Here is a 23,919-nt window from a genome sequence, read left to right on the forward strand (position 1 = left end):
CGCGGCGCTTATCGGCATGGCGCGCCGCCTTCACGATAAAGCCGCTTGCTCCGCTCGCTTTCCCAGATACGATCCCGCGGATTGCCCGAGGCAGGAGCCGACGATGAGTTTGCAGTCCGCGGCGCTGCTCGCGCTGGCCATGATCCTGCTGTTGTTCGTCATTGCGGCGCTCGTCGAGACGCGTGGTGCGGCGCTCGCTCGGCGTCCCGCCCTGCGCCACCGTGCCTATACGCTGGCGCTCGGCGTCTATTGCACGAGTTGGACCTTCTATGGTGCGGTCGGCAGCGCGGTGCGCGACGGGTGGAGCTATTTGCCCATCTATGCAGCGCCGATGCTGCTGCTGCTCGCCGCGCCGCGCTTTCTGCGTCGCCTGTCGGAGGCGGTCCACGAGGAGCAAGCAACGACCGTATCGGACTTCATCGCTGCGCGCTTCGGCCACGATGTCGTCGTCGCGCGGCTGGTGACGGTGATCGCGCTGCTCGGCACCATTCCCTATATCGCGTTGCAGCTTCGCTCTATCGGCGCCGCGCTCAGCATCGTGTCGGGCGCCGATGTCGCGGCGCAGGCGATGCTGGTCGCGGCACCGCTGCTGGCGCTGTTCGCAATCCTGTTCGGGGCGCGGCGGTTCGAACTCGCGGGCCGCAGCGAAGGGCTGCTCTACGCGATCGGCCTTGAATCGGCGATCAAGCTGCTTGCGCTCGTCGCGGTCGCGGGCGTGGCGGTGGCCGTACTCGCCGCCACCCCGCCGCAACGCGTGATCGAGGGCTTTTCGGCGCTGCAATCGCGGTTCGAGCCGCAAGGACTGACGCTCAATGTCGCGATCATCTTTCTGATCGCGATGCCCGCCATCCTGTCCTTGCCGCGGCAATTCTACATGGGACTGGTCGAAGCGCGCCAGCCCGACGATCTCGTGCGCGCCCGCTTCGGCCTTGCCGCCTATCTCGGCACGATGGCGATCGTCGTCCTTCCGATCGCACTCGCGGGGTTGACCGTGCTCGGCCCGGCGATCGCCCCGGACGTCTATGTGCTCGAACTGCCCGCGGCCGAGGGCTTCGGCTTCGTTCTCGCAGCGGCGTTGCTTGGCGGGGTCAGCGCGGCGGCGTCGATGGCGATCGTCGATTCGACCGCGCTGGCGACGATGGTATCGAACGACCTTGTCTTCCCGACCCTGATGCGCGCGCCGGCGACGACCGAATCGGGGGCGATCGGGCGGCGGATGCTCACGATCCGGCGGCTGTCGATCCTTGCGATCCTGACAATGGGACTCGTTTGGGCTCTGCTCGTTTCAGCACGGGATTCGCTCGCCTCCATCGGCCTCATCGCCTTTGCCGCCATGGCGCAGTTCACCCCGCATCTCATCCTCGCGGCAACTGGCAAGGGCCGCGATTCACTCGCGGCACGCGCCAGCCTTTCGGTGGGATTGGCGCTCTGGCTCTACACGCTCGCATTGCCGCCGGTCGTACCGACCGCGTGGCTCGACGCGCTGGCGGGGACCGCTATCGATCCGCTGCGCCTGCTCGGGATCGGCGGCGCCGCGCCACTCTCGCACGGCGTCATCTGGAGCGTCGGCGCCAATCTGATCGTCTATGCCGCGATCGCCGCGCGCAAGGTGCAAACGCCGCCGCTGCCGCGCTTCGTCCGCGCGCAGCGGCCGATCACCAACCTCGCCGATCTTGCGCAGCTCACCGGCAGCTTCGTCGGCGAGGAACAGGCGGGCAAGGCCTTTCCGGGCGCCGACCGCAGCCATCCGGTGGACCGGCAGGCGGCACAGCGCGCCCGCGAACTGATCGCGCAGGTCGTGGGTGCCTCTTCGGCACGCGCGCTCGTCGCCTCGGCGCTTGCAGGCGGCCAGCTCAGCCTCGACGAAGTCACGCGGCTGCTCGACGAAGGCGGACAAAATTTGCGCTTTTCGCGCCGCTTGCTCGCCGCGACCTTCGAAAATGTCGGCGCCGGAATCAGCGTCGTCGATGCCGACCTCAACCTCGTCGCGTGGAACAGCCGCTATCTTGAGCTGTTCAACTATCCCCCCGGTCTGGTTCGCGTCGGCGTACCCGTCGCCGATCTCATCCGGCACAACGCCGAACAGGGCGATTTCGGACCGGGCGATGTCGCACATCATGTCGAAAAGCGGCTCGAACATCTGCGCCGCGGGCAGGAACACAGCGTCGAACGGCACCGCAACGACGGCCGCGTCATCAAGATCGTCGGCGGATCGATGCCCGGCGGCGGCTATGTCATGTCCTTCACCGACATCAGCGAAGAAGCCCGGATGCGCGAGGAATTGCGCCGCACGCTCGAGGAGCTCGAACAGCGGGTCACCGATCGCACGCGCGAGCTCAGCGATGCCAACCGCCGCCTCGCGCGGACCGATCAGGACAAGACGCGCTTTCTCGCCGCGGCGAGCCACGATCTTCTGCAGCCGCTCCATGCCGCGCGGCTGTTTACCGCCGCGCTCGGGCGCGATGCGAGCGCGGCGCAGCACGACCTGATCGGCCGCGTCGAAAGCGCGCTGGTGGCGGCGGAAGACCTGCTACGTTCGCTGCTCGATATCAGCCGGCTCGACGCGGGCGGGGTGACGCCCGAACCCGCCGCCATCGCGCTTGCGCCGTTTCTGGGCGATCTCGCCGAAACCTTGCGTCCGATGGCGGAAGCCAAGGGCCTCCGACTGCGCATCGGCGCGATGCCGGGCACCGTCGAAAGCGACGCCGGGCTGCTCCGATCGGTGATGCAGAATTTCATCGGCAATGCGGTGCGCTACACCGCGCGCGGCGGCGTCCTTATCGGTGTAAGGCGGCGCGGCGGCGATTGGCGGATCGACGTCATCGATACTGGCGTCGGCATCGCCGAGGCACAGATCGAGGATATATTCTCCGAATTCGTGCGGCTCGGCGAGGTGGAGGTCGAGGGTCTTGGGCTCGGCCTTGCCCTCGTGCGCCGCATCGTGCGGCTGCTCGGCGGGCGGATCGAGGTGCGATCGGCGCCGGGACGCGGCAGCCGTTTCAGCCTCTATCTGCCGGCCGCCGAGTCCGGCGAAGCGCCGACCGCGTTCCCGAAGATCGCAGCGACGGGAGACCGGGCGCCGCAGTCGCTGCGTGTTCTGGCGGTCGACAATGACGAGCGCATCGTCGAGGCGAGCCTCGCCCTGCTCGCGCGCATGGGTCACGATGCGGTTGGCGCGCGCGGGCCGGGCGATGCTCTCGCAGCGCCGGGACGTTTCGATGCAGCACTCGTCGATTATCAGCTGAATGACGGCGCCAACGGGCTCGACCTGATCGCGCAGTTGCGGATGCGGCATCCCGGTCTCCCAGCGCTTCTGGTGACGGCGGAAAATGGCGCTGCCATGCGCGCCCGCGCGGCCGAACTGGGGGTGACGATCCTTGCCAAACCCGTCGCGGCGGGCGCGATCGAGGATTTTCTGACGGCGCTGTCAGTGCGCGAGATCGAGCCCGAGTGACCGCGCGACAAGGGCCGCCTGGGTGCGGTTGCGAACGTCGAGCTTGCGCATGATCGCGGTCATATGCGCCTTCACCGTCGCCTCGCTGATTCCCAGATTATGGGCGATCTGCTTGTTGAGCTGGCCGCCGAGCACGGCGAGCAGGACCTTGAGCTGAGTCGGGGTCAGACTGGCGACGGTTTCGCGAATCTCGTCGGTGGCCGAATCCGGCGCGGGGGAACGCGGCGCCGACCGGCGGCCGATCGCTGCCGCAACCGCCGCCTCGATCGCGCCAAGGTCGCTGCCCTTGTGCAGAAAACCGATCGCGCCGAATGCCCGCGCCTCATCGGCAGCCGCCGCGCCTTCGGCGCTCGATACGACGAGGATCGGAACGTCGGGACATTCGGCGTGAAGCAGCGCAATCCCCGAATAGCCGGTCGCGCCGGGCATTTTGAGATCGAGCAGGATCAGCCGGAGATCGGGCGCGGCGGTGGCCGCGGCGACCGCTGTGGCGAGCGTTCCGGCCTCCGCAATCGCGGCCTCGGGCAATATTTTTTCGACCGCCAGGCGCAGCGCCTGACGAAAAAGCGGATGGTCGTCCGCAACGAGGACGGTTCCCGTCACGCCTCCGCCAGCAAGGGCCGATGCGCGAGCAGATGATCGACCACCGTGGGGTCGGCGAGGGTCGACGTGTCGCCCAGATTGCTCACATCATTCTCCCCGATCTTGCGCAGGATACGCCGCATGATCTTGCCCGAACGCGTCTTCGGCAGCGATGGCGCGAACTGGATGACATCGGGCGTCGCGATCGGGCCGATTTCGTGGCGCACCCATTGGACCAACTCCTTGCGCAGCGCCTCGTCGGGTTCGACCTCGGCGTTCGTGGTGACGAAAGCATAGATGCCCTGCCCCTTGATGTCATGTGGCATGCCGACGACCGCTGCTTCGGCAACCTTGGGATGCGCGACGAGCGCGCTTTCGATCTCAGCGGTGCCCATGCGGTGACCCGACACGTTGATGACATCGTCGATACGGCCGGTAATCCAGTAATAGCCGTCGGCATCGCGGCGGCAGCCGTCGCCGGTGAAATAGCGGCCCTTGAAGGTCGTGAAATAGGTCTGGAAAAAGCGCGCATGGTCGCCCCAGACGGAGCGCATCTGCCCCGGCCAACTGTCGGTGATGACAAGGCAGCCGTCACCGGCCCCTTCGATAACGACGCCGTCATTGTCGACCAGGGCCGGCTGAACGCCAAAAAAGGGCCGCGTCGCCGAACCGGGCTTGAGCGCGGTGGCGCCAGGGAGCGGGCTGATCATCACGCCGCCGGTTTCGGTCTGCCACCAGGTATCGACGATCGGACAGCGCCCATCGCCAACGACCTTGTGATACCATTCCCACGCCTCGGGATTGATCGACTCGCCGACGCTGCCGAGCAGGCGCAGTGTCTTGCGGCTGGTCTTCGTCACCCAATCGTCGCCTTCGCGCATCAGCGCGCGCAGCGCGGTCGGCGCGCCATAGAAAATCTCCACCCCGAACTTGTCGACGATCTGCCAGAAACGCGACGGATCGGGAAAATTGGGCACCCCTTCGAACATCACCGTCGTGGCGCCGTTCATCAGCGGACCATAGACGACATAGCTATGCCCGGTGACCCAGCCGATGTCGGCGGCGCACCAATATATCTGCCCCGGCCGGTAATCGAAGACATAGCGGTGCGTGACCGCTGCCCAAACTGCATAGCCGCCGGTGGTATGCAGCACGCCCTTGGGCTTGCCCGTCGATCCCGAGGTATAGAGGATGAACAACGGATCTTCGGCGTTCATTTCCTCGGCCGGACAATCGTCGCTTTGCGCGGCGACCGCCATGTGCCAGTCGATGTCGCGGCCCTCCACCATCGGAACATCCGCGCCGGTACGCCGCAACATGATAACGCGCTCGACGCCGGGGCAATGGGCCAGCGCTTCGTCGACATTGGCCTTGAGCGGCACATGCTTGCCGCCGCGCAGCCCTTCGTCGGCGGTCAGCACGATGCGGCTGTCGCAGTCGGTGATGCGCCCGGCGAGCGCATCGGGCGAAAAGCCGGCAAAGACGATCGAATGGATCGCGCCGATCCGCGTGCAGGCAAGCATTGCCACCGCAGCCTCGGGCACCATCGGCAGATAGATGGTCACGCGTTCGCCGCGCTGCACTCCCTGCGCTTTGAGCAAATTAGCGAAGCGGCAGACGTCGGCGTGCAGTTCGCGATAGCTGATCGCGCGATGCGCATCGGCCGGATCGTCGGGTTCCCAGAGGATCGCGATCGCGTCGCCGCGTTCGGCAAGATGGCGGTCGAGCGCATTGGCCGAGAGATTGAGCGTTCCGCCGGAGAACCAGGCGATGCCGAAATCGCTTTCGTCAAAGCTCGTCTCCTTGACGTGGGTAAAGGGGCGCATCCAGTCGATGCACTTCGCCTGATCGCGCCAGAAGGCATCGGGCTGCTCGACCGATTGCCGATACATCGCATGATAGCTGGCGTCATCGACCAGCGCATCGGCCGCCCAGGCGGACGGCACCGGATAAATCGTCTCTCCCATCGCTTGCTCCTTTTGGTCCGCGTGGACTTTTGCCGGTCTGCCTAGCGCAAACATCGCCTGCCGCGCTGTTAGACAAAGGTCGTAGGTCTACGACCATCGTCCGGATGGCGCCGCGATGGCGCGCGCCGCACTCTGCCCCGATCCCGAGGTGAACATCGGGAACAGGGAGACGTCAGATGCAAAGGCGAAATACCGCACCCCTCCATCTTTTGCTGGCCGCCACCGCGCTCGTCGCGCCGGGGACGGCCTTTGCCCAATCGACGCCGCGCGAAGCCGAGCTCGAGGCCCGGCTCGCGAAGCTCGAGGCCGAAATGCAGAGCTTGCGCGCCGATCTTGCGAGCGCGCGCAGCGATCAGGCAGCGACCGCCGCCGTCGCGCAAGAAGCCGCCGCGAAGAGCGACGCCGCGGCCACGAAGGTCGCGGCGCTGCAGCCGCAGCCAGCGCAAGCGGGGCCTGCCGACGGTTTCCGTTCGGGCGCAACGACGATCAAGATCGGCGGCTTCATCAAGCTTACCGCGACGAACAGCCGGTTCAGCGAAGGCGAAGTGGCGACCAACTCGCTCGGCCGCGATTTCTATCTGCCGCAATCGATCCCGGTCGGATCTGGTCCGGCCGCCCGCGTGCAGGATTTCAGCGCCAAACAATCGCGGCTGTGGCTCAACCTGTCGACCGATGTCGCGGGCCATGCGGTGAAGGGCTATGTCGAAACCGACTTTCAGACATCGCCGGGCACGCAGGGGTCTCAGCGCACGACCAATGGCTATAATCTGGCGCTGCGGCGCGCCTATGTCCAGGTCGACAAATTCACCTTCGGGCAGGATTGGTCGACCTTCCAATATGTCGGCGCGCTGCCTGAAAGCACCGATTTCGTTGGCGCGACCGAAGGCACGGTGTTCGTCCGCCAGCCGCTTGTCCGCTACTCGGCGCCGCTCGGTGGCGGCGTGACGCTCCATGCATCAATTGAAAATGCGGAGTCGGGAACCGCCACCCTCGGCGCCCCGGCGCTGGCCGAAAACGGCGACGACAGCATCCCCGACTTCGCGGCGCGGATCGCCTATGCAGGCAAGCTTGGCGAATTGTCGCTCGCGGGCCTCGCGCGCGAAGTGCGCGTTGCCAATGCCGGCGTCGCGGCAAAGAATTTCGGCTGGGGCGTCAGCGCCGCGGGCAAAATCTATCTTGCCGCCGACAAGGGCAGCGATATCCGCTTCATGGCGACCTATGGCAGCAATGCCGGCCGCTATATCGGCCTCAACTTCGCGCCCGATTCGGTGTTCGACCCGGCGACCGGCACCCTTGCCGATGTCCGCGAGTTCGCCGCGCTCGCGGCGGTGCGCCTCGCCGTGGCGCCGCAGCTCCGGGTCAACCTGATGGGTAGCTACCAGAATGTCGACTATGCGGGTTCGATCCCGCTCGCGACCCTGTCGGGGTTCAACGACAAGGCGTGGAGCGCGGCCGCCAACCTTTTCTGGTCACCGGTCAAGAGCATCGACCTTGGCATCGAATATCGCCACGGTGAGCGCGAAATCGTGAGCGGTGCCAAGGGCCAGCTCGACCGCTTTGAATTTGCCGCAAAATATAGTTTCTAAACCGAACAGGGACAGGGAGAGGTTTCATGGCAACGGCATATGACCATTTGCCCAAGCATCACGAGGCGACGCAGAGCGAAAAGCTCGTCATCACCGCCTCGTCGCTGGGCACCGTTTTCGAATGGTATGATTTTTATCTCTACGGCCTTCTGGCCACGATCATATCGGCGCAATTCTTTTCGGGCGTCAACGAAACGACCGGCTTTATCTTCGCGCTGGCGGCCTTTGCCGCAGGCTTTGCGGTGCGTCCCTTCGGGGCGCTGGTGTTCGGGCGGATCGGCGATCTCGTCGGCCGCAAGAACACCTTTCTAGTGACGATGGGCTTGATGGGCCTTTCGACGTTCGTCGTCGGCCTTCTTCCCTCCTATGCCACGATCGGCGTTGCAGCGCCCATCATGCTCATCGTCATGCGGCTGGTGCAGGGCCTCGCGCTCGGCGGCGAATATGGCGGCGCGGCGACCTATGTCGCCGAACATGCGCCCAACAACCGGCGCGGGCTGTACACCAGCTTCATCCAGACGACCGCGACGCTCGGCCTGTTCGCGGCGCTGCTCGTCGTCATCGGCACGCGCACGCTGATCGGCGAAGAAGCGTTCAAGGACTGGGGATGGCGCGTGCCCTTCCTTGTTTCGATCATCCTGCTCGCGGTGTCGATGTGGATCCGCATGCAGCTTTCCGAAAGCCCGGTCTTTCAGAAGATGAAAGATGAAGGCACGACCTCGAAGGCGCCGCTGACCGAAGCGTTTGGTCAGTGGAAGAATGCCAAATGGGTTCTCGTCGCGCTGCTCGGCGCGGTCGCCGGCCAGGCGGTGGTCTGGTACACCGGCCAGTTCTACGCGATGTTCTTCCTTGAAAAGATGCTGCTCGTCGATGGTGCGACGACCAATATCTTGATCGCAATCGCGTTGGCGATCGGTACGCCCTTCTTCATCTTCTTCGGCTGGCTGTCGGACAAGATCGGGCGCAAGCCGATCATCCTGGTGGGTTGCGCGCTCGCGGTGGTGACCTATTTCCCCGCCTTCCACGCGCTGTCCGAAGCCGCGAACCCGGCGCTTGCCCGGGCCGAGGCTTCGGCGCCGGTGACGGTGGTGACGAACGACGCCGACTGTTCGTTGCAGTTCGACCCCGTCGGCAAGAACAAGTTCGACGCCAAGAGCTGCGACATCGCCAAGGCCTTCCTCGCCAAAAACGCGATCGGCTATGCGAACGTCGCCGCGCCGGCAGGCAGCGTCGCGGTCGTCCGCATCGGCGCCGAAAGCTTTACCGCTCCCGATCCCGCCAAGGTAACGGGCGACGAACGCAAGGCGGCGATCACCGCCTTTCAGGGGCAGATCAAGGATGCGCTGACCAAGGCAGGCTATCCGGCAAAGGCCGATCCGGATGCGATCAACAAGCCGATGGTCATCGCCATCCTGACCTATCTCGTCCTTCTCGTGACGATGGTCTACGGCCCGATCGCGGCCATGTTGGTGGAATTGTTCCCGACCCGCATCCGCTACACCTCGATGTCGCTGCCCTATCATATCGGCAACGGCTGGTTCGGCGGTTTCCTGCCGACGACGGCCTTTGCGATGGTCGCGGCAACGGGGGATATCTACTACGGCCTCTGGTATCCGATCGTCATCGCCGCGCTGACGGTGATCGTGGGGCTATTGTTCCTGCCCGAAACCTTCCGCCGCAATATCGACGCATAGGCAGGTTTTTCGGCACGGACCGGGGAGGATGGCGGGTCGCGCATCCTCCCCGGATTCTTCGCTCTCTATTTTTCGGGGCTTTGCGCTGGATCAAGGCATGATTGGACGCCGGGGCGCAAGAGGCACAGGCTCTTGAACGAAAGGCTCTCTCCCATGGACACGACGCTTCTGCTTCCTACCCGTTCCGGCATCGACGTGCTGGTGCGCCCCGCCACCGAAGCCGACGAGGCGGCGCTCGTCGATTTCTTCGACCGCGTCAGCGACGAGGACCGGCGCTTCCGCTTCTTTTCGGCCGGCGCCCACGTCAACCATCGCCAGCTCGAACCACTGATCCACGCCGACCATTATCGCAGCGAAAGCTTCCTCGGCTTCGACGCGGCGAGCGGCAAGTTGATCGGATCGGCGCTGCTCGCCTGTGATGCGGCGATGGATACCGCCGAAATCGCGGTGTCGGTGTGCAGCGACTATCGCGGCAAGGGGGTCGGCTGGGCGCTGCTCGATTTCGTCAGCCGCGAGGCCGAACGGCGCGGCGTCCGGCGCGCGATCGCGATCGAGGCGCGCGAAAATCACGCTGCCATCGAACTCGAGCGCGAAAAGGGCTTCGCCCCCGAAGCGTTCGATGGCGACCCGACGCTAGTGGTTCTTGCCAAGACATTTCGATAAAGGACGACAGATGAGCGACGCCTACCGGCAGGCCTGGACCGACAGTATCACCGACCGCGACGCCTTTTGGGGCGCCGCCGCGCGGGCGATCGACTGGGTGACGCCGCCGCAGCGCATCCATGATGCCGATGCGGGCTGGTTTGCCGGAGGCACCCTCAACACCGCCGCCAATTGCCTCGACCGCCATGTCGCGGCGGGTCGCGGCGATGCGCCGGCGCTCGTCTATGACAGTCCGGTCACCGGGCAGGTGCGGCGGTTCACCTATGCGCAATTGCTCGAAGAAAGCGGCCGCGTCGCGGCGATGCTCAAGCGGCTGGGTGTCGGCAAGGGCGACCGCGTCGTCATCTACATGCCGATGATCCCTGAAACGGTGTTTGCGATGCTCGCCTGCGCCCGCATCGGCGCGATCCACTCGGTCGTTTTCGGCGGATTTGCCGCGCTCGAACTTGCCAAGCGCATCGACGATGCCGCCCCGCGGCTGATCCTGACGGCCTCGTGCGGGATCGAGGGGGGCCGTCTGATCGCCTACAAGCCGATGGTCGATGAGGCCCTCGCGCTTGCCAATCACCAGGTCGAGCATGTCGTGCTCGTCCAGCGCGATGCGCTTGCCGCCGATCTCCAGCCGCCGCGCGATATCGACTGGATGACGCTGCGCAGCGAATGTGCCGGCGATCCGATACCCGAACCCACGGTCATGGCGGCAAACGATCCGCTTTATATCCTTTACACGTCGGGGACGACGGGCACGCCCAAGGGGGTGGTGCGCGAACATGGCGGACATGCCGTTGCGCTCGCCTGGTCGATGGCGAATATCTATGGCATCGGAGCAGGCGATTGTTTCTGGGCGGCATCCGACGTCGGCTGGGTCGTCGGCCACAGCTATATCGTTTACGCCCCGCTCCTCGTCGGTGCGACGACGATCCTGTTCGAAGGCAAGCCCGTCGGCACCCCCGATCCTGGCACCTTCTGGCGCACGATCGTCCGCCACGGGGTCAAGACCTTCTTCACCGCGCCGACCGCGATCCGCGCGATCCGCAAGGAAGACCCCGACGCCGGCTTTCTGGCCGACATCGGAACCGGCGATCTCGAAGCCGTCTTCCTGGCCGGCGAACGCGCCGATCCCGACACCATCGCCTGGCTGGAGGAAAAGACCGGCCTGCCGGTGATCGACCATTGGTGGCAGACCGAACTCGGCTGGCCTGCGATCGCCAGTTGCTTCGCGCTCGGCGACCTGCGCCGCAAGCGCGGGAGCGCCGGCTTTCCGGTACCGGGCTACGAATTCGTCGTGCTCGGCGAGGACGGCCAGCCGGTCCCCGACGGGCAGAGCGGATCGATCACGATCAAGGCTCCCCTTGCCCCCGGCGCCTTTCGCACCCTGTGGAACAATCCGGCGGGCTTTGCGCGCAACTTCGAAAGCTTCCCCGGCTATTATGAGACGGGGGATGCGGGCCATTTCGATGCCGACGGTTTCCTCCACATCATGGGCCGCACCGACGATATCATCAATGTCGCGGGCCACCGCCTATCGACAGGTCAGATGGAACAGATCGTCGCGCAGCAGGACGGCATCGCCGAATGCGCGGTCATCGGCGCCGACGATGCGATCAAGGGAATGATCCCCGTCGCCTTCGTTGTTCCGCGTGCCGGCGCCGCCGATCCCGATACGCTGGTGCGCACTGTCATCGCCGCGGTGCGCGCCGAATTGGGCGCGGTCGCGGCGCTCAAGACCGCCTATGTCGTGCCGCAGCTTCCCAAGACCCGGTCGGGAAAGATCCTGCGCAACCTGCTGCGCAGCATCGTCAACGGCCAGCATGTCGAATGCCCGCCGACGATCGAGGATCCGGGGGTGCCCACGATCATCCGCGCAGCGGTCGCGGCGCGGTCAGCGCTCTGACATTGGTGGAAGGCCGTTTCGTTTCGCGCCGATACGGCGGCCGGGCAGAAATGGCCGCTATCATTGTCTCGCATCACCCCCACAGGCGCACGAAATCCCGGGAAACAGTTTCTTCGCAAGGACGCTTGTCTTCGCCCCGGCACGCTGATAGAGGCGCCCATCGTTGCCGCTTTAGCTCAGTTGGTAGAGCACATCATTCGTAATGATGGGGTCACAGGTTCGAGTCCTGTAAGCGGCACCACTCTCCTCCCAAGGCAAACCCGACACGTGCGGCTGAAGGGTCTTTTGCGTGGGTGCTTGATTGGGTCCTGTTTGGGACGATTTCAGCAGCGTCGCGCTAGAGCTGGCCACCTTTCCTTTGAGTCTGGCAACCAAGTCCGAGACACGCCGGAAGATGGAGCCTCCGGGGCTCTCTTTCTGTGAACTCGGTGATGGAGGTTGTCTTAATTTCCTAACCAACCCGCTGCGAGCTCGCCCCGGTGCCCTTCCGGCGCCAGCGCGGCGCGGAGGGCTTCGAGCAGCGGGGGCAACGCCTGCGTGAAGGCGTATGGCGGGTTGATGATGAAAAGGCCCGCGCCGTTGTAGATGCCGGGCTGATCGGCATCGTACAGCCAATGCTCGACCCACAGGAATTTCGGGATGCCCAGCCGCCTCAGCTGCTGCTTCCATCGCACGTGCGCCGCGCGGTCTTTCAGCGGATACCAGATCACGGTTACGCCGTGCGCCCATTTGCGGTGAGCGGCAGCAAGAGTGGCGGCGATACGGGCGCGCTCATCCGTCTGCTCATAGGGCGGATCGACCACCACCACACCGCGTGACGTTCGGGTCGGCAACATTGCCAGCCACAACTCATAGGCGTCGCGCTCATGCACGGCCGCGGATGTGCCGCGCATCGCGCTGCGCAGGGCCGCGGCGTCTTCGGCATGTTTTTCGTTGAGGATCAGAAAATCCTGGGGCCGCAACAGCTGCTCCAGAATGCGCGGCGAGCCGGGGTAGAGGTGCGGCTCACCCCCGGCATTCACGGCCTGTACCGCGGAGCGGTAATCGTCGAGCAAGGGGTTCGCGTCGGCAAAGGCCCGCAGCACACCCTGCGCAGCCTCCCCGGTGCGCTGCGCCTGATCGCCCTTGAGATCGTACAGCCCGCATCCGGAATGGGTGTCGATCAGGGTCAGCGCGCCGGGCTTTTGCTGCAAGGCCCGCACGAGAGCGATCAGCAGGCAATGCTTCACGACATCGGCGCTGTTGCCGGCATGGAAGGAATGACGATAATTCATCAGAATTCAGAGCTCATCGATCTGTCTTTGCATGAAGTTCTGCGCGCGGCGGCCGACCGCGAAACGAGTGACGCAATCGATATGGGCCCCATATAACGTCGGACGGAAAGCATCAAAGCGCTTCTGGGCAAGATCTCAAGCCCGCGCCGGCGCAAATGGTCCTTGCTGTCGGGTACTTTGACCGCCGACACGCGGGAAACAGCAAATGGCACAAAATTTAGCGTCATACTTACGCATAGCGCATTCCATCGTCACACAGACGGGTGAGAAAAACGCTGCGTTTTGCAGTTACTTCTGACCGAGCCTGTCCGTGACGCAGTCATCGCAGATTGCGACGCCTTCGAGGCGCTGGATCAGCGCCTCGATCTGGCCGGCTTTTGTCGATCGGCGTGGCAAGGATCAGCCGGCGTTCTTCATTGCGGTCTCAAGCGCGGCAATCCGCTCCGAACAGATGGCATGAACCGCGCGGCCCAGCTCTTCGACGCGTTCGCCGAGCCAGCGCAATTCTTCCTCGGTGATGCGGTAATGCTTCGAGTAGCGCGCCTTCACATAGGCTTCCTTGAGCTTTTCGAAGCGCGAACGGTCGGCTTTCAGCTCGCGCGGCCAGGCATCGACCAAACGCATGTCGATGCGCTCGGCCTGCGTGCGAAGGAATCCGAGATTATGGACATGGGGGGAGTAGAAAGTGCAGACCAGAAGGACGCAGTGATACAGGCGCTCGGCTGCTTGATGAGTCAGAAACGCCGCGTCCTTCAGCCGGCCCGATGTACGGCTGAAGTTAGCTGTTTCCAGCATCCCTGACGCCGCAGGCATCCACTCGTCAAAATACTCCTGCGCCATTGCCAGCGCCTGCTGCGGCGTCTTGGGCTTCGGGGTGTGGAGCGGCTTGTCGTCGCTCTCGTAGAGCGCGATCCCGTCGCGCGCGACGTCCATGAAGAAATAGCGCCCGTGCGCGAGCCCGTCGTTCACTTCCTGCAGGGTGTGGACGATGAAGTTCACTGGCGTTTTGAGGGTCTGGTCGATCAAAAGCTCCCGGGCGAACCGGTCGTCGAGCTTGGACCAGACATCGACCTTGTCGGTGAGCCGCTTGTCGCTGACGATGATGAGCAGGTCGAAGTCCGAGCGATAGCCCTTGGCGGTGTGCGGCTCATCGACCCAGCCGCCGCGCGCATAGCTGCCGTAGAGGATGATCTTGTCGATGCGGCCCTTCTTCTTCCAGCTCATCGTCGCGAGTGCGATGCTGTCGGCAAATTCCTCGAAGATGATCGCCTTCACGCGCTCAAGTTCGCGCTGCTTGGCGGCTGGAAGATGATCAAGGTCGGTACGCATGATGATTATCACCCTGTAATCGCGCGGGCCGGATGGCAAGCGCCATCCGGCCCGCCCGCCTTCCTAGAGCCGGAAACGCCACCACCATGGATACTTTTCGTCCATGGCGATCATGAGGACGCGAAGGGCGCCCGCAAAATGCCATTCGACGTCGGCAACCGTTATGCCGAACCGGGCGGCGATCTCGGGATAGCCGAGCTCCTCGACACGGATCGCGAGGAAGACCTTGCGGTCCATCTCCTCCATCCGATCGACGGCACGCTCGGCGCGCCACAGGCAAAGCCGGTCTTCGCGGGAATCCCGGGGCGGTTCAAGGTGACCCCAATGACCGCGCGAACCCGGCCCAAATATTCGCTCTTCAGCGAAGCCGCGGACTATGTGGACGCGGGTGATCGCAAAAGGGCTTCGGCGCTCAAAGCCCAAAGTCGGAGGGACGAAACCTAAACCGATCTTCCGACGGAAAAGCGCGAAGAGCGATCAGCTCGCCTTGCTCATAGCGAATATGCCAAGTTTGGGCATTGCGGGGCGCTGGATCACGAAAGACCGATGGATCCAGCAGGGCCACGTTCGCGCGATGCTGAGGATCTCTAACGGACACATAGCGAATAGCCTGCGCGTCAATCTCTCGCGCTTCAGACGCAAATTGCTGGCAAGCGGAATAGTCGTCCCGCGCCATCCACAGCGACGCGCCCGCAACAAATGGATCTGCGCACAAGTCGAGCAACCGATCCATCGCAACCGAGACATTGATTGCCGAGTGTTCAACGGTCGTGCTCGGCGGCTGGAATCCGGGCGACCGGGAGTAGAAGCGCAGCCGCCAATAGGCTGTCTCGGCGATCGCAGCACCAATAGACTCTGCGGCGTAGAAAATGCCGGGCTTCTCGCCGGCGCGGCGAAATCTTGAGCTACTCTTGTGACCGTAGCGAAACGGCGTGGCGAGCAGGTAGTGAAGGTGTCTCGCCGTCACCGGCAAGGTTGGCTTTACTTCTTCCACCAGCTGTTCAAGCAACGCTTGATCGTCGGAGCCAGCAGCCAGGCGGTTAGTCGAAATCCGATGTTGCGCCTCGACGATCCGCCACAGCTTCCCACTGTAGGAGCGAAAATGCTCTGGCTTCGGCGTTCGCTCAAACGCGGGCGCGGTAATTATCGACATAGTCGGCCACGTCGTTCAGACCGCGGATGGAGCGGATCAGATCGATCGGTCTGCCGCCAAGATCCAAGTTTTCCGACTTCAACCAAGACGTCGACGCCGCATCGTCGCTTCCCATGAGCGCATCGAGGCTGCGAAAAAGCCGGACGAGATACTGCCCAAGTTCGAACGCCTTCTCGGCTCGCTGAAGTTGATAACTGCCGGAACGAAGCCGCGAGGCCGTTGCCGCGGAAATACCGACCACTGAGCCCAACTGCTCGTTCGTCAGCTTCCAGCACGTCGCCACACGCGCTACCGCTTCCGAGAGAACTCGTCCCTGATCCGCTTGGGAGGCTGGCCGCGTCGCCATTACATTCTCCAGAATGAAATTCTGCATTTCCATTCATAAGAACAAACTTCGGATTTTGCAAGCGGGCGCGTTTCATTTGGCGGTTAGGGCCGAGATTTGGGCTTCATCAGACGCGCAAGGCGTCGAGATAAGCGCTCCACCACTGACGCATTGCTACCCGTTCATCCCAATAACGCCCTCGGTTAGGCGACACTGAATCACGTTCCTTAGGAGTTCGGAACCGCTGCGGCGCCTGATGCAGGTTTTGTCAGTGCTTGAAGCAATGCTCTCGATGCCAGGCTAGGAAGGCCGGATGCGGGCGCTCTAGCGGTCGCTGTGGTGGGATGGCGAAGCCGGTCCTGTTGATCAGAGAGCGGATGCTGTCGGGGTCGTTCGCCTGCCGGCTGACGAGAATCTCAAGGTCGTCATTCAATCCGATCAGGCCCCTATCGAACATCCAGTGGACGGTTCCTGAAAGGGCAATCCCATTGGTCACGATGTCCGGCCCGCCACGGTCCACGGGCCGGATATGGGCGGCCTCGACCTCAGCGCGGCCGCCGCCATTGATCAGCTTCAGCCCGGTTACCGCGCAGCGGGCATCATAGGCCTCGACAACACGACGGCGGAACAGGCGGTCACGGACCAGTCGTGAACCGAGATTTGCCACGCGGTCGCGTTCGATCTCGAACTGGAACGGTGAGCGCTCCTCGCGCAGCAGGTTCTCGGGCGTCTCATCGATCCTCGGCAGGAAGCTGTCATCTTCCGCGAGGCCAAGGTCGATGATGCGGTTGAAGTCCTCGATGGATAGGGGCCGAACTGCGGATTGGGCGCGACCCGAAATCTTGCCCTGCTCGTTGAGAACTCCGCGTTCGACTAGCCCCCGGGGACCGTTGAACGGGACCGGGTTGGGGAAGTCCAGGTAGGTCCCGGGTTCGATCAGGGCGAGATACATGTCCCTGGCGGTCGGGTCCGGCACGACATGAGCTACTTTGGCCACCGCGAAGTATCCGCGCGTGTCGCGGATCTTGCTTGGCTCGTAGTAGATGATCCAATCGCCAATGCAGGCGCTGACGCGGGTCAGGTATTGGCGCGGGAACTGATACTGCTCCGCCGGGCTGTCGTCGTAGATCGAGTCGGTGCGATGAACGAAGATGCCTTTGGTCATGACGCTCCCGCTTCCCTGTCAGCAGAATAGGCGCTTACGCCTATCGTCGGTACGTCGTCCGTAGGCACTTCAGCGGTGCCGGGCAGGCCTTCCTTTTCGGCGTGCCCCCTGACTTCTGTTGCCCGCTCCTCGATCTCTTTTGCGAAGACCTCCAGCATCGACGAACCTGCTGGCATAGCTGCCACCTCCTCGACCGCTGCGGGCAATTCGCGCAGCAACCGTGCCGTCACCTGCTCCACCCTCTGCACCGTTCCCCGCGCTGCCAGGCCTGCGGCGTCGGCCATGCGCCGCCAGTGGCGACCGCAGATGTGGCGGCCGCGGCGCTGCTCGCCGATCGCTTGGGCGTGGTTCTGGGTGATGTTGGTCCAGGCGAGGCCCGACATCAGGTCGTAGAGCGGAGCAAGCTGCGGGGCACCTGGGCCGAGCAGGATCGAGTAGTTTTTCGCGTGGGATTCCACGTTGCCGATGGCAATATTGAAGATCACGGCGTCCAGCAGCCGGGTGATGTCGCGCGCTGTCATATGCTCGCGGACAACCGCGAACATGTCGGCGATCGAGGGGCCGCGCGTTCCGGTGCCGTTGAATTCATACTTGGCGGCGGGAGAACGGGCGAGAGCCTGGCAGAAGTCCTCCTGATGCAGGCGGCGCACGTTGTTGCCAGTACCCGTCCGGTCATAGCGCTCGACCAGCAGGTAGCTGCGTTCCCCTGCAACGCCCGTTGTCACCGGCGCGACATTGAGGCCGATGCGGCGGGCGAGAAGCATGCATAGCGCTTCATTGTGGACGCTGCCGGGTAGGCGTGGATTGTCGGGCTTTAGGATATGGGTGGATGGCGCGCCGTTGATCGGCACCGCAATCTGGCCGTCGATGACAGCCACCGGCAGCTTTTCCTGCGCGCCGGCGAGGCTCATCGAGACGCCGTCCTCGCCGACCAGGAATGGCCGCGCTGGCAGTTCCTCGATGATCCGTTCCAGTGCACCGGCATCCGGGATCGGGCGATAGCCGGGCTCGCCGCGCGGCCGCTGCGGAGCGATGCTGAGCGCGCCTGCCAGATCGTTGCCGGTCTGTGCGATCAGGCCGAGCGCGTCCTCCGGTGCGGCGCCTAGCGCGCGCGTCATGGCGCGCAGCGGTTCGCCCTCCGGCAGGAGGTTCATCAGCCAGGGAAGGACTTGGTCCCCCTCATAGGGCTCCGGCCGGATCGGCATGGCCAGCGAGACAGGGAAGCTGTCAGCGGATGAACCCCAGGCATCCGCATAGGCAAGGCGGGTTGTCTGCGCATCGGCGCTGATCGTGGCGACCAGGCGGTCTTCATAGTGAACCGGAAGGTCCACCGTCAGACCTGCGAAATGCCGGTTGCGGTGAGCCGCAGGCCGACTGCCTTGGCTGCGGCGAGAGCCTTGCCGAGCTGCGCGGTGGGCTTCCCAGCTTCCAGATCGACGATGAAGCGTTCGCCGCTGTTGATGGTGAGCGCCAGCTCCCGCTGGGTAAGGCCAAGGGCCTTGCGGGCCGAGGCGACGGCTGCGCCGAATTGGGTTGCGTTGTCGATCACGTCATTCTCACCGAACGGGAAGATTGCATATGTACTCTACGGTTTCAAATTCATTTCTTCCCGATCGGGAAGGATGCACTCCAATTCGATGGTTAATCCGGAAAATCTTACCGATCGGTAAGTGACTTAGTAGCTTGAGCGGACGTTCTGCGCTATAGGGTATTGTCGAAGTCCGGGCTCTATCCATGTCGATCGCCAGCACTCATTACGACGATCACGAAAAGCTAGCTATGGCGCGGGCTGCCCCCCAGCGCGGCTGTCGCTCGCTTTTCTCCAAAGCGATAGTCGACCCGCCTGCGTCGCTGACCGGCCCTGGTGACCAGCAGGTACAGGCCTCTGCCGTTGGAGAGCTTGTAGGGCTTGTCGCGCGCAACTGCCTTTCGGACTGCCAAATCGGTAAGCATGAAGCCACCTTTTTGCCGTTTTCGCTACCGTCAAAAATGTCGTCGGATACCGTCAATCGCAACGATTTCAGCCGGATGCCGGTGGACGCCAGATCCGTGAAAACCTTTGATTTCATGGATTTTTCCGGACGCTTGCGGATGCGTCCGAAAAGAAAAATGGTGCCAGAAGAGGACTCGCAGATAAATCCTATAAATTTGATATAGTGGGCGTTTTATCTTGGGGTGATTGATTATGCCCCCAATCATGCCCCCAGATTGATCTTCCGCCCCGGAGGTTGAAGGGCGGAAACGGCATTCCGCGTCCTACTCCGCGCCGATCAAATCTGGCCGATTATCTCCGCGACGAATACGATCATAGGCCTCTCGCGCCAAGTGGTCCTGTGTGCCGATGTAAAATTCGCGCTCCGGCAGCCTAAAGAACATTTGGCGGAACATTTACTCGCTGCGCCTCAGCCCCCATTGTTCCTTCACCCGCTCCACGGTCGTCCGCCACTTTGGCGTGGTCGGTTTGCAGACAGTATTCTGATTGCCGAACATCCCGATCTCATTGACCGCACCTTCAAGCGGAACCGAGTGGAGCCATTTGATCGGCACGAAGTATTCCATACGCTCAGGATCGTTTATGAATTCCCGGTGGTAGCTGGCCCCTTGCAGAACATCGGCGGCTGGACGAACTTCTCCGTTCACTTCAATCTGGAATTCGGTAATCGGCTCGCGCGGGCCAATCACCTCTCCAACACCGACAAAGCCGTACCCTGGTGCTTTAACCCAAACACGATCGCCGATGTTTAGTAGGTTCAGCGTATTGCTGTACCAACTGCCGCCGCCTGCGCAGATAAAACCGTATCGTCGACCCTCTTCCCAATTGCGTGTCTCGCCATGACCGAAGCAGGCATAGAACTCTCCATTCCAAGGTTCTCGCTCGCGCGCCCCGCGCTTGGTCGGGGCAACAACGCTGACTTGCGTCTCGACGGGATCGAGAAGCCATGCTCGGCTGAGTAATTGCTGCTCACCGTGCAGGAATATCTGGAAGCACAAAACGTTTATCGCGATGCCGCGCTCGTTGAGATATTCGACGATGCGCTCGCTGCTTTCGTCGAGGTGTGTGGCGACGATCACGATCTCATGCTCGTAGTTTAGTTGTTCCTCATCCAGCGGTTGACCGAACTGAGATAGGAAATCGGCAGCCAGATTGCCGCCGGGTGAGAAGCGGGAATAAATTGCCGCGACATCTTCTGCTTCCAGCTTCTCGACCCAGCACGCATAGTCGATCGCTTGCGCCACCACCTCACGAGGAGTGCGGTCACGCTTCAGCTCGATCAGTACAAGTGCGCCGTCGGGCGCAATGGCGAGCAGATCAATGATCCCGCCATTACCTGTCCGCTCTTGCCGCCCGATCAGCATCCATTCGTCTGATAGGATGCGCGGTGCAGCGACGATCATGTCTTCCAGCACGCGCTCGCTGGACAAGCGCGCTTCCGCTAGGGGTTGGGGTTTGTCGCTTACTGTCCAGATCGCATTGCGGATGGGCATCAAGCGTCCTCCATCTCATCTTCATTCATAGCCAAGGCAGCAACTTCAGCGTGCAGCCCTGTCATCACGTCTTGGCCGGGATGATCTACCAATGTTGCAAGATCAAACGTTGAACAATGGCGAAGATCGGCCATCGACATGTAAGCCTTGTGAATGAAGTTGGCGGAAAGCTCCTCGGCAAAGGTGCCATACTGAAGTTCTTCGGCCTGAGCGCTTTCAGTCAGGAAGCGCCGATAGAGTTCGGTGATGACCGGCTGCATATGATCCTCGATGTTGCGGACCTCGCGCATCATGTCTGTGATTTCATCGTCGATCGCTTGCTGGTCGTTGAAAAACACCGTGCCAGTGGGGTGCGCGATCTTGTTGCGGCGCTTCACGAATTTGGCAAACTCTCCGACTTGCTCGTTGTTGCAGCCGATCAGCTTCAGGAACCGGAAGATCTGCGATTCCTTCAGCTTTTCATAGAACTTGAAGGGGCTGTCGCACTCTGTGATCTTGCCCTCATCCTCGGCACGAAAGCCAACCATGGCCATGTGGAAAGCCTCAGGGCGGGCAAGCCTGATTTGCCAAATCGAGAAGCTGACAAAGCTCATGTAAAGCAGGTGGAATGCCAGACTGGCGAACTCGTAGCGGCCCTGCTCATAGTTGCTTTGAAAGGCCGACCACAGAAACTGTAGGTAGCCCTGCTCGTTCGCGGCAGCGAGCGAAGCTGGCAGGTATTCATTCAGTTCGAGAGCTTCGTCCATCAGGCAGCGACCTCTTCAGGTAGAGCCTCCGCAGCGCCACCCCAAACGCGGGCTATGGCGGCTTCGACCTTCTTCTCGAAGCGGGCGATCAGTTCGCGGCTTGCCTCGACCAGCGCCTGTTCGGCCTCAATCTCAGCGACAATGGCTTGTTGGGTTTCGAAGTCCGGGAGGGGGACCTCGATCCCAAGCAATGCCGGCTTGGATATGTTCTTCATGCTCCCGCTCGTGCCCCCACAAACCGTGCTGATCTTTGCGCGATAGGCGGGCGACGCGATGATTTGATGGATATACCGAGCCGAAACGTCTTCCCTCGTGATCACCGTCTGCCAGAGACGATCAGGCAAATAGAGTTCCGGAAAATCCTCAGCCACGTATGCACTTGCTCCAACAAGCGCCTCGGTATTCATCCGGCTGATTATGATCGAACCAGCCTTCGGCGAGCACTTGGCCCTTTCGACCTCGTCGGGCAAAATCGCCTTGTGTTCCGTTGGCACGAATACGCCGGAAGTAACACAGCTGGTCTTCAGGATGCCCTTTTCTCCTGGCTTAGCTTCCCTGTTTTCGGAGTTAACGCTGACGCCAGAATCGAGTCGTTCGATGAGTTCGCTGAGTGCCACCATGGGCCAAGTCGGGTCGATGGGAATATGAGCGCGGTAGTTTTCGAGGACGGTGCGAGCGCCGTCGATGACCCGCTGATAGCCCTCGATCTCCGCCGCGATCTCCTGTTGCACCTCCAAGGGTGGCAGTGGGATTTCGATAGCACCAAAGGACTGCCAGCCGACCCGAGGCAACTGTGCGCCCTTGATCTCGGCCATTACCAACTGATTGAAATGATCTTGTCTGAACAGATGCGCGTAGAGTCCGGCATCAGCTATGGTTGGATCGGTCCTGACAACGAATATGTCTGTTGAACAAATGCCACTCCGGTCCGCGAGCCAAACTTTGTTCAAGTTTGGACGAAGTTTCCCATACAGTAGATCGCCGGGGTGAAAGCAATTCTTCAGGCTCTTTATTTCCTTTGGGTCGGAGATGACAGTTTCACCGTTCAATGTACCGGTATTGGAATTGATGTTTTCCAATCCAATATAGGTAACAGGCCCGTTCAGTGTTGCGGGCAAGACGGTATCACCCGCCTTTTCGAATATGTCTTCGACCTTCACATATGGCCAAGCCGATTCCCGCTGCGTTGTTTCGCGATAACGCTCCCCGCTCAGATTGTACTCGCCGTCTTCGGCAATCTGCGCCTTCTCGACCGCAAAGCCCAACGACGAGTCCAGTGCCACCTCCTCGCCACCGCGCACTGCATCAAGCCAAGCGCCAAGCTCGGCCTTGACCTGCGGCAACTGGCTACCCTTCACCGCGCGGCGCTGTGCGCCTAGGCCAAAGCCGTCATTTTCGATTTTGAAAAAAACGACGTTGTTGCTGGCCTTGGCCACCGCGCGGTCGAGGATGAGGATCGAGGTCTTAACGCCCGAATAGGGATTGAACACACCGGCGGGCAGCGAGATGACGGCGGCGAGATACTTGTCCACCAGCATCCGGCGCAGCTCACAATAGGCGCTCTGACTCTGGAAGATGATGCCTTCTGGCACGACGATCGCAGCGCGGCCATTGGGGTTCAAATGCTCGGCGATATAATCGACGAACAACACTTCGCTGCGCTTGGACGGCACACCGAAGCGATTGTGCGGCTTTATTCCGCCCTTCGGTGACATGAAGGGCGGATTGGCGAGGATCACGTCCGCTGTTTCGCCCCATTTGTCATCGCTAGTCAGCGTGTCGTATTCCTCCACCTTGGGGTCGGCAAAGCCGTGGAGATATAGGTTGACGAGTGACAGCCGGACCATGTCGGGCGAGATGTCATAGCCCTTGATGTTGCTGGCCAGCCGCTGCCGGTCTTCAGTCGTCAGAAGGTCACCGGAATAGCGCAGCGGGCTGTCGAGCGTCGCCTCAGCGGCATCCACCTCTACGCCCGCGCCATTGCTACCCGCATCGGTCGAGTTGGCTTTCAGGATGTGTTTATAGCTGGAAATCAGGAAGCCGGCGGTGCCACAGGCGGGATCGAGGATCACCTCGTCCTTCTTGGGATCGATGATGTCCACCATGAAATCGATAATGTGACGCGGGGTGCGGAACTGTCCCGCATCGCCCTGACTGCCTAGTACCGACAGGAGATATTCGAATGCGTCGCCCAGCCGTTCGCTATGGTCATAGGTGAAGGCGTTAATCTCGCGCAGGAAACTGCGCAGCGTTTCGGGATCGCGGTAAGGCAGATAGGCGTTTCTGAATATTGAGCGGAACAGCTCTGGGATGCCCGGATTCTCGACCATCTTGGTCAAGGCCTCGGTGTAGATATTGAGCATTTCCTGCCCGCCGACGCCGGGCGCAACGAGCTTGGCCCAGGCATAACGCTCGAACTCCCCCGCGAAGAAAGTGCGCGCGCCGCCCATTTCCTCGGATTCGAGGTCCATGTCGTCCATGAACTTGTAAATCAGGGCGATGGTGATCTGTTCGACCTGACTCTTAGGGTCGGGGACCTTGCCGACCAGAATGTCACGGCAGGTGTTGATGCGGCGTTTGGTATCACTGTCTAGCATAGGG

General features: G+C 62.4%; 19 protein-coding genes and 1 tRNA gene. 7 read left to right on the plus strand and 13 right to left on the minus strand.

Annotated features, from left to right (window positions below):
- The first annotated feature begins 103 nt into the window (after positions 1-103).
- Positions 104-3,454, plus strand: coding sequence for a hybrid sensor histidine kinase/response regulator (locus ACT17R_RS02560; protein WP_444808919.1), 3,351 nt, complete (start codon positions 104-106; stop codon positions 3,452-3,454).
- Here ACT17R_RS02560 and ACT17R_RS02565 read toward each other — a convergent pair.
- Positions 3,428-4,057: a response regulator transcription factor gene (locus ACT17R_RS02565; protein ID WP_062900390.1), complete on the minus strand. Its 630-nt coding sequence runs from the start codon at positions 4,055-4,057 to the stop codon at positions 3,428-3,430. The genes ACT17R_RS02560 and ACT17R_RS02565 overlap by 27 nt on opposite strands.
- On the minus strand, positions 4,054-6,003 hold the full coding sequence (acs, locus tag ACT17R_RS02570) for an acetate--CoA ligase (protein WP_444808920.1): 1,950 nt from the start codon (positions 6,001-6,003) through the stop codon (positions 4,054-4,056). Before acs ends, ACT17R_RS02565 begins: the two co-directional genes overlap by 4 nt.
- Before the next feature lie 176 nt (positions 6,004-6,179).
- Here acs and ACT17R_RS02575 point away from each other — a divergent pair, with 176 nt between their 5' ends.
- From ACT17R_RS02575 to ACT17R_RS02595, 5 genes are all read left to right on the plus strand, one after another.
- Positions 6,180-7,589, plus strand: a complete 1,410-nt coding sequence (locus ACT17R_RS02575; protein ID WP_444808921.1) for a DcaP family trimeric outer membrane transporter — start codon at positions 6,180-6,182, stop codon at positions 7,587-7,589.
- Between the two features lie 26 nt (positions 7,590-7,615).
- Positions 7,616-9,283 carry an MFS transporter gene (locus tag ACT17R_RS02580; RefSeq protein WP_444808922.1) on the plus strand — a complete coding sequence of 556 codons (1,668 nt, stop codon included), beginning with the start codon at positions 7,616-7,618 and terminating at the stop codon, positions 9,281-9,283.
- Positions 9,284-9,436: 153 nt separating this feature from the next.
- The gene (locus tag ACT17R_RS02585) at positions 9,437-9,946 is read left to right on the plus strand and encodes a GNAT family N-acetyltransferase (protein WP_003039626.1); all 510 of its coding nucleotides are present in this window, start codon (positions 9,437-9,439) and stop codon (positions 9,944-9,946) included.
- A 10-nt stretch (positions 9,947-9,956) separates the two neighbouring features.
- Complete coding sequence (locus ACT17R_RS02590; protein ID WP_444808923.1) at positions 9,957-11,840, plus strand: AMP-binding protein; 1,884 nt, start codon at positions 9,957-9,959, stop codon at positions 11,838-11,840.
- 165 nt (positions 11,841-12,005) lie between these two features.
- A tRNA-Thr gene (locus tag ACT17R_RS02595) sits at positions 12,006-12,081 on the plus strand.
- 202 nt (positions 12,082-12,283) lie between these two features.
- On the opposite strand, the gene ACT17R_RS02600 is transcribed toward ACT17R_RS02595, so the two are convergent.
- The 8 genes from ACT17R_RS02600 to ACT17R_RS02635 form a co-directional block, all read right to left on the minus strand.
- Positions 12,284-13,114 carry a 23S rRNA (adenine(2030)-N(6))-methyltransferase RlmJ gene (locus ACT17R_RS02600; protein WP_444808924.1) on the minus strand — a complete coding sequence of 277 codons (831 nt, stop codon included), beginning with the start codon at positions 13,112-13,114 and terminating at the stop codon, positions 12,284-12,286.
- A gap of 399 nt (positions 13,115-13,513) precedes the next feature.
- A complete protein-coding gene (locus tag ACT17R_RS02605; RefSeq protein WP_444808925.1) occupies positions 13,514-14,443 on the minus strand; it encodes a HEPN domain-containing protein in 930 nt (309 codons plus the stop codon).
- A gap of 63 nt (positions 14,444-14,506) precedes the next feature.
- A complete protein-coding gene (locus tag ACT17R_RS02610) occupies positions 14,507-14,866 on the minus strand; it encodes a sigma factor-like helix-turn-helix DNA-binding protein (RefSeq protein WP_444808926.1) in 360 nt (119 codons plus the stop codon).
- The gene (locus ACT17R_RS02615; RefSeq protein ID WP_444808927.1) at positions 14,856-15,596 is read right to left on the minus strand and encodes an RES family NAD+ phosphorylase; all 741 of its coding nucleotides are present in this window, start codon (positions 15,594-15,596) and stop codon (positions 14,856-14,858) included. Before ACT17R_RS02615 ends, ACT17R_RS02610 begins: the two co-directional genes overlap by 11 nt.
- Positions 15,568-15,969, minus strand: a complete 402-nt coding sequence (locus ACT17R_RS02620) for an MbcA/ParS/Xre antitoxin family protein (RefSeq protein ID WP_444808928.1) — start codon at positions 15,967-15,969, stop codon at positions 15,568-15,570. Before ACT17R_RS02620 ends, ACT17R_RS02615 begins: the two co-directional genes overlap by 29 nt.
- A 220-nt stretch (positions 15,970-16,189) precedes the next feature.
- On the minus strand, positions 16,190-17,086 hold the full coding sequence (locus ACT17R_RS02625; RefSeq protein ID WP_444808929.1) for an HNH endonuclease: 897 nt from the start codon (positions 17,084-17,086) through the stop codon (positions 16,190-16,192).
- Positions 17,083-18,417, minus strand: a complete 1,335-nt coding sequence (locus ACT17R_RS02630; protein ID WP_444808930.1) for a type II toxin-antitoxin system HipA family toxin — start codon at positions 18,415-18,417, stop codon at positions 17,083-17,085. Before ACT17R_RS02630 ends, ACT17R_RS02625 begins: the two co-directional genes overlap by 4 nt.
- A gap of 2 nt (positions 18,418-18,419) precedes the next feature.
- Positions 18,420-18,635, minus strand: a complete 216-nt coding sequence (locus ACT17R_RS02635) for a helix-turn-helix domain-containing protein (protein WP_444808931.1) — start codon at positions 18,633-18,635, stop codon at positions 18,420-18,422.
- 185 nt (positions 18,636-18,820) lie between these two features.
- Here ACT17R_RS02635 and ACT17R_RS02640 point away from each other — a divergent pair, with 185 nt between their 5' ends.
- Complete coding sequence (locus ACT17R_RS02640) at positions 18,821-19,243, plus strand: hypothetical protein (protein WP_444808932.1); 423 nt, start codon at positions 18,821-18,823, stop codon at positions 19,241-19,243.
- 231 nt (positions 19,244-19,474) lie between these two features.
- On the opposite strand, the gene ACT17R_RS02645 is transcribed toward ACT17R_RS02640, so the two are convergent.
- The 3 genes from ACT17R_RS02645 to ACT17R_RS02655 are packed head-to-tail and all read right to left on the minus strand — an operon-like array spanning position 19,475 to position 23,915.
- On the minus strand, positions 19,475-20,572 hold the full coding sequence (locus ACT17R_RS02645; RefSeq protein WP_444808933.1) for an endonuclease NucS domain-containing protein: 1,098 nt from the start codon (positions 20,570-20,572) through the stop codon (positions 19,475-19,477).
- On the minus strand, positions 20,572-21,318 hold the full coding sequence (locus ACT17R_RS02650) for a hypothetical protein (RefSeq protein ID WP_444808934.1): 747 nt from the start codon (positions 21,316-21,318) through the stop codon (positions 20,572-20,574). Before ACT17R_RS02650 ends, ACT17R_RS02645 begins: the two co-directional genes overlap by 1 nt.
- Positions 21,318-23,915, minus strand: a complete 2,598-nt coding sequence (locus tag ACT17R_RS02655; RefSeq protein ID WP_444808935.1) for an N-6 DNA methylase — start codon at positions 23,913-23,915, stop codon at positions 21,318-21,320. Before ACT17R_RS02655 ends, ACT17R_RS02650 begins: the two co-directional genes overlap by 1 nt.
- Positions 23,916-23,919: the final 4 nt, after the last annotated feature.

The sequence above is a fragment of the Sphingopyxis sp. Q841 genome, from assembly GCF_052384365.1.
In the GTDB taxonomy this organism is placed as follows: Bacteria; Pseudomonadota; Alphaproteobacteria; order Sphingomonadales; family Sphingomonadaceae; genus Sphingopyxis; species Sphingopyxis terrae_A.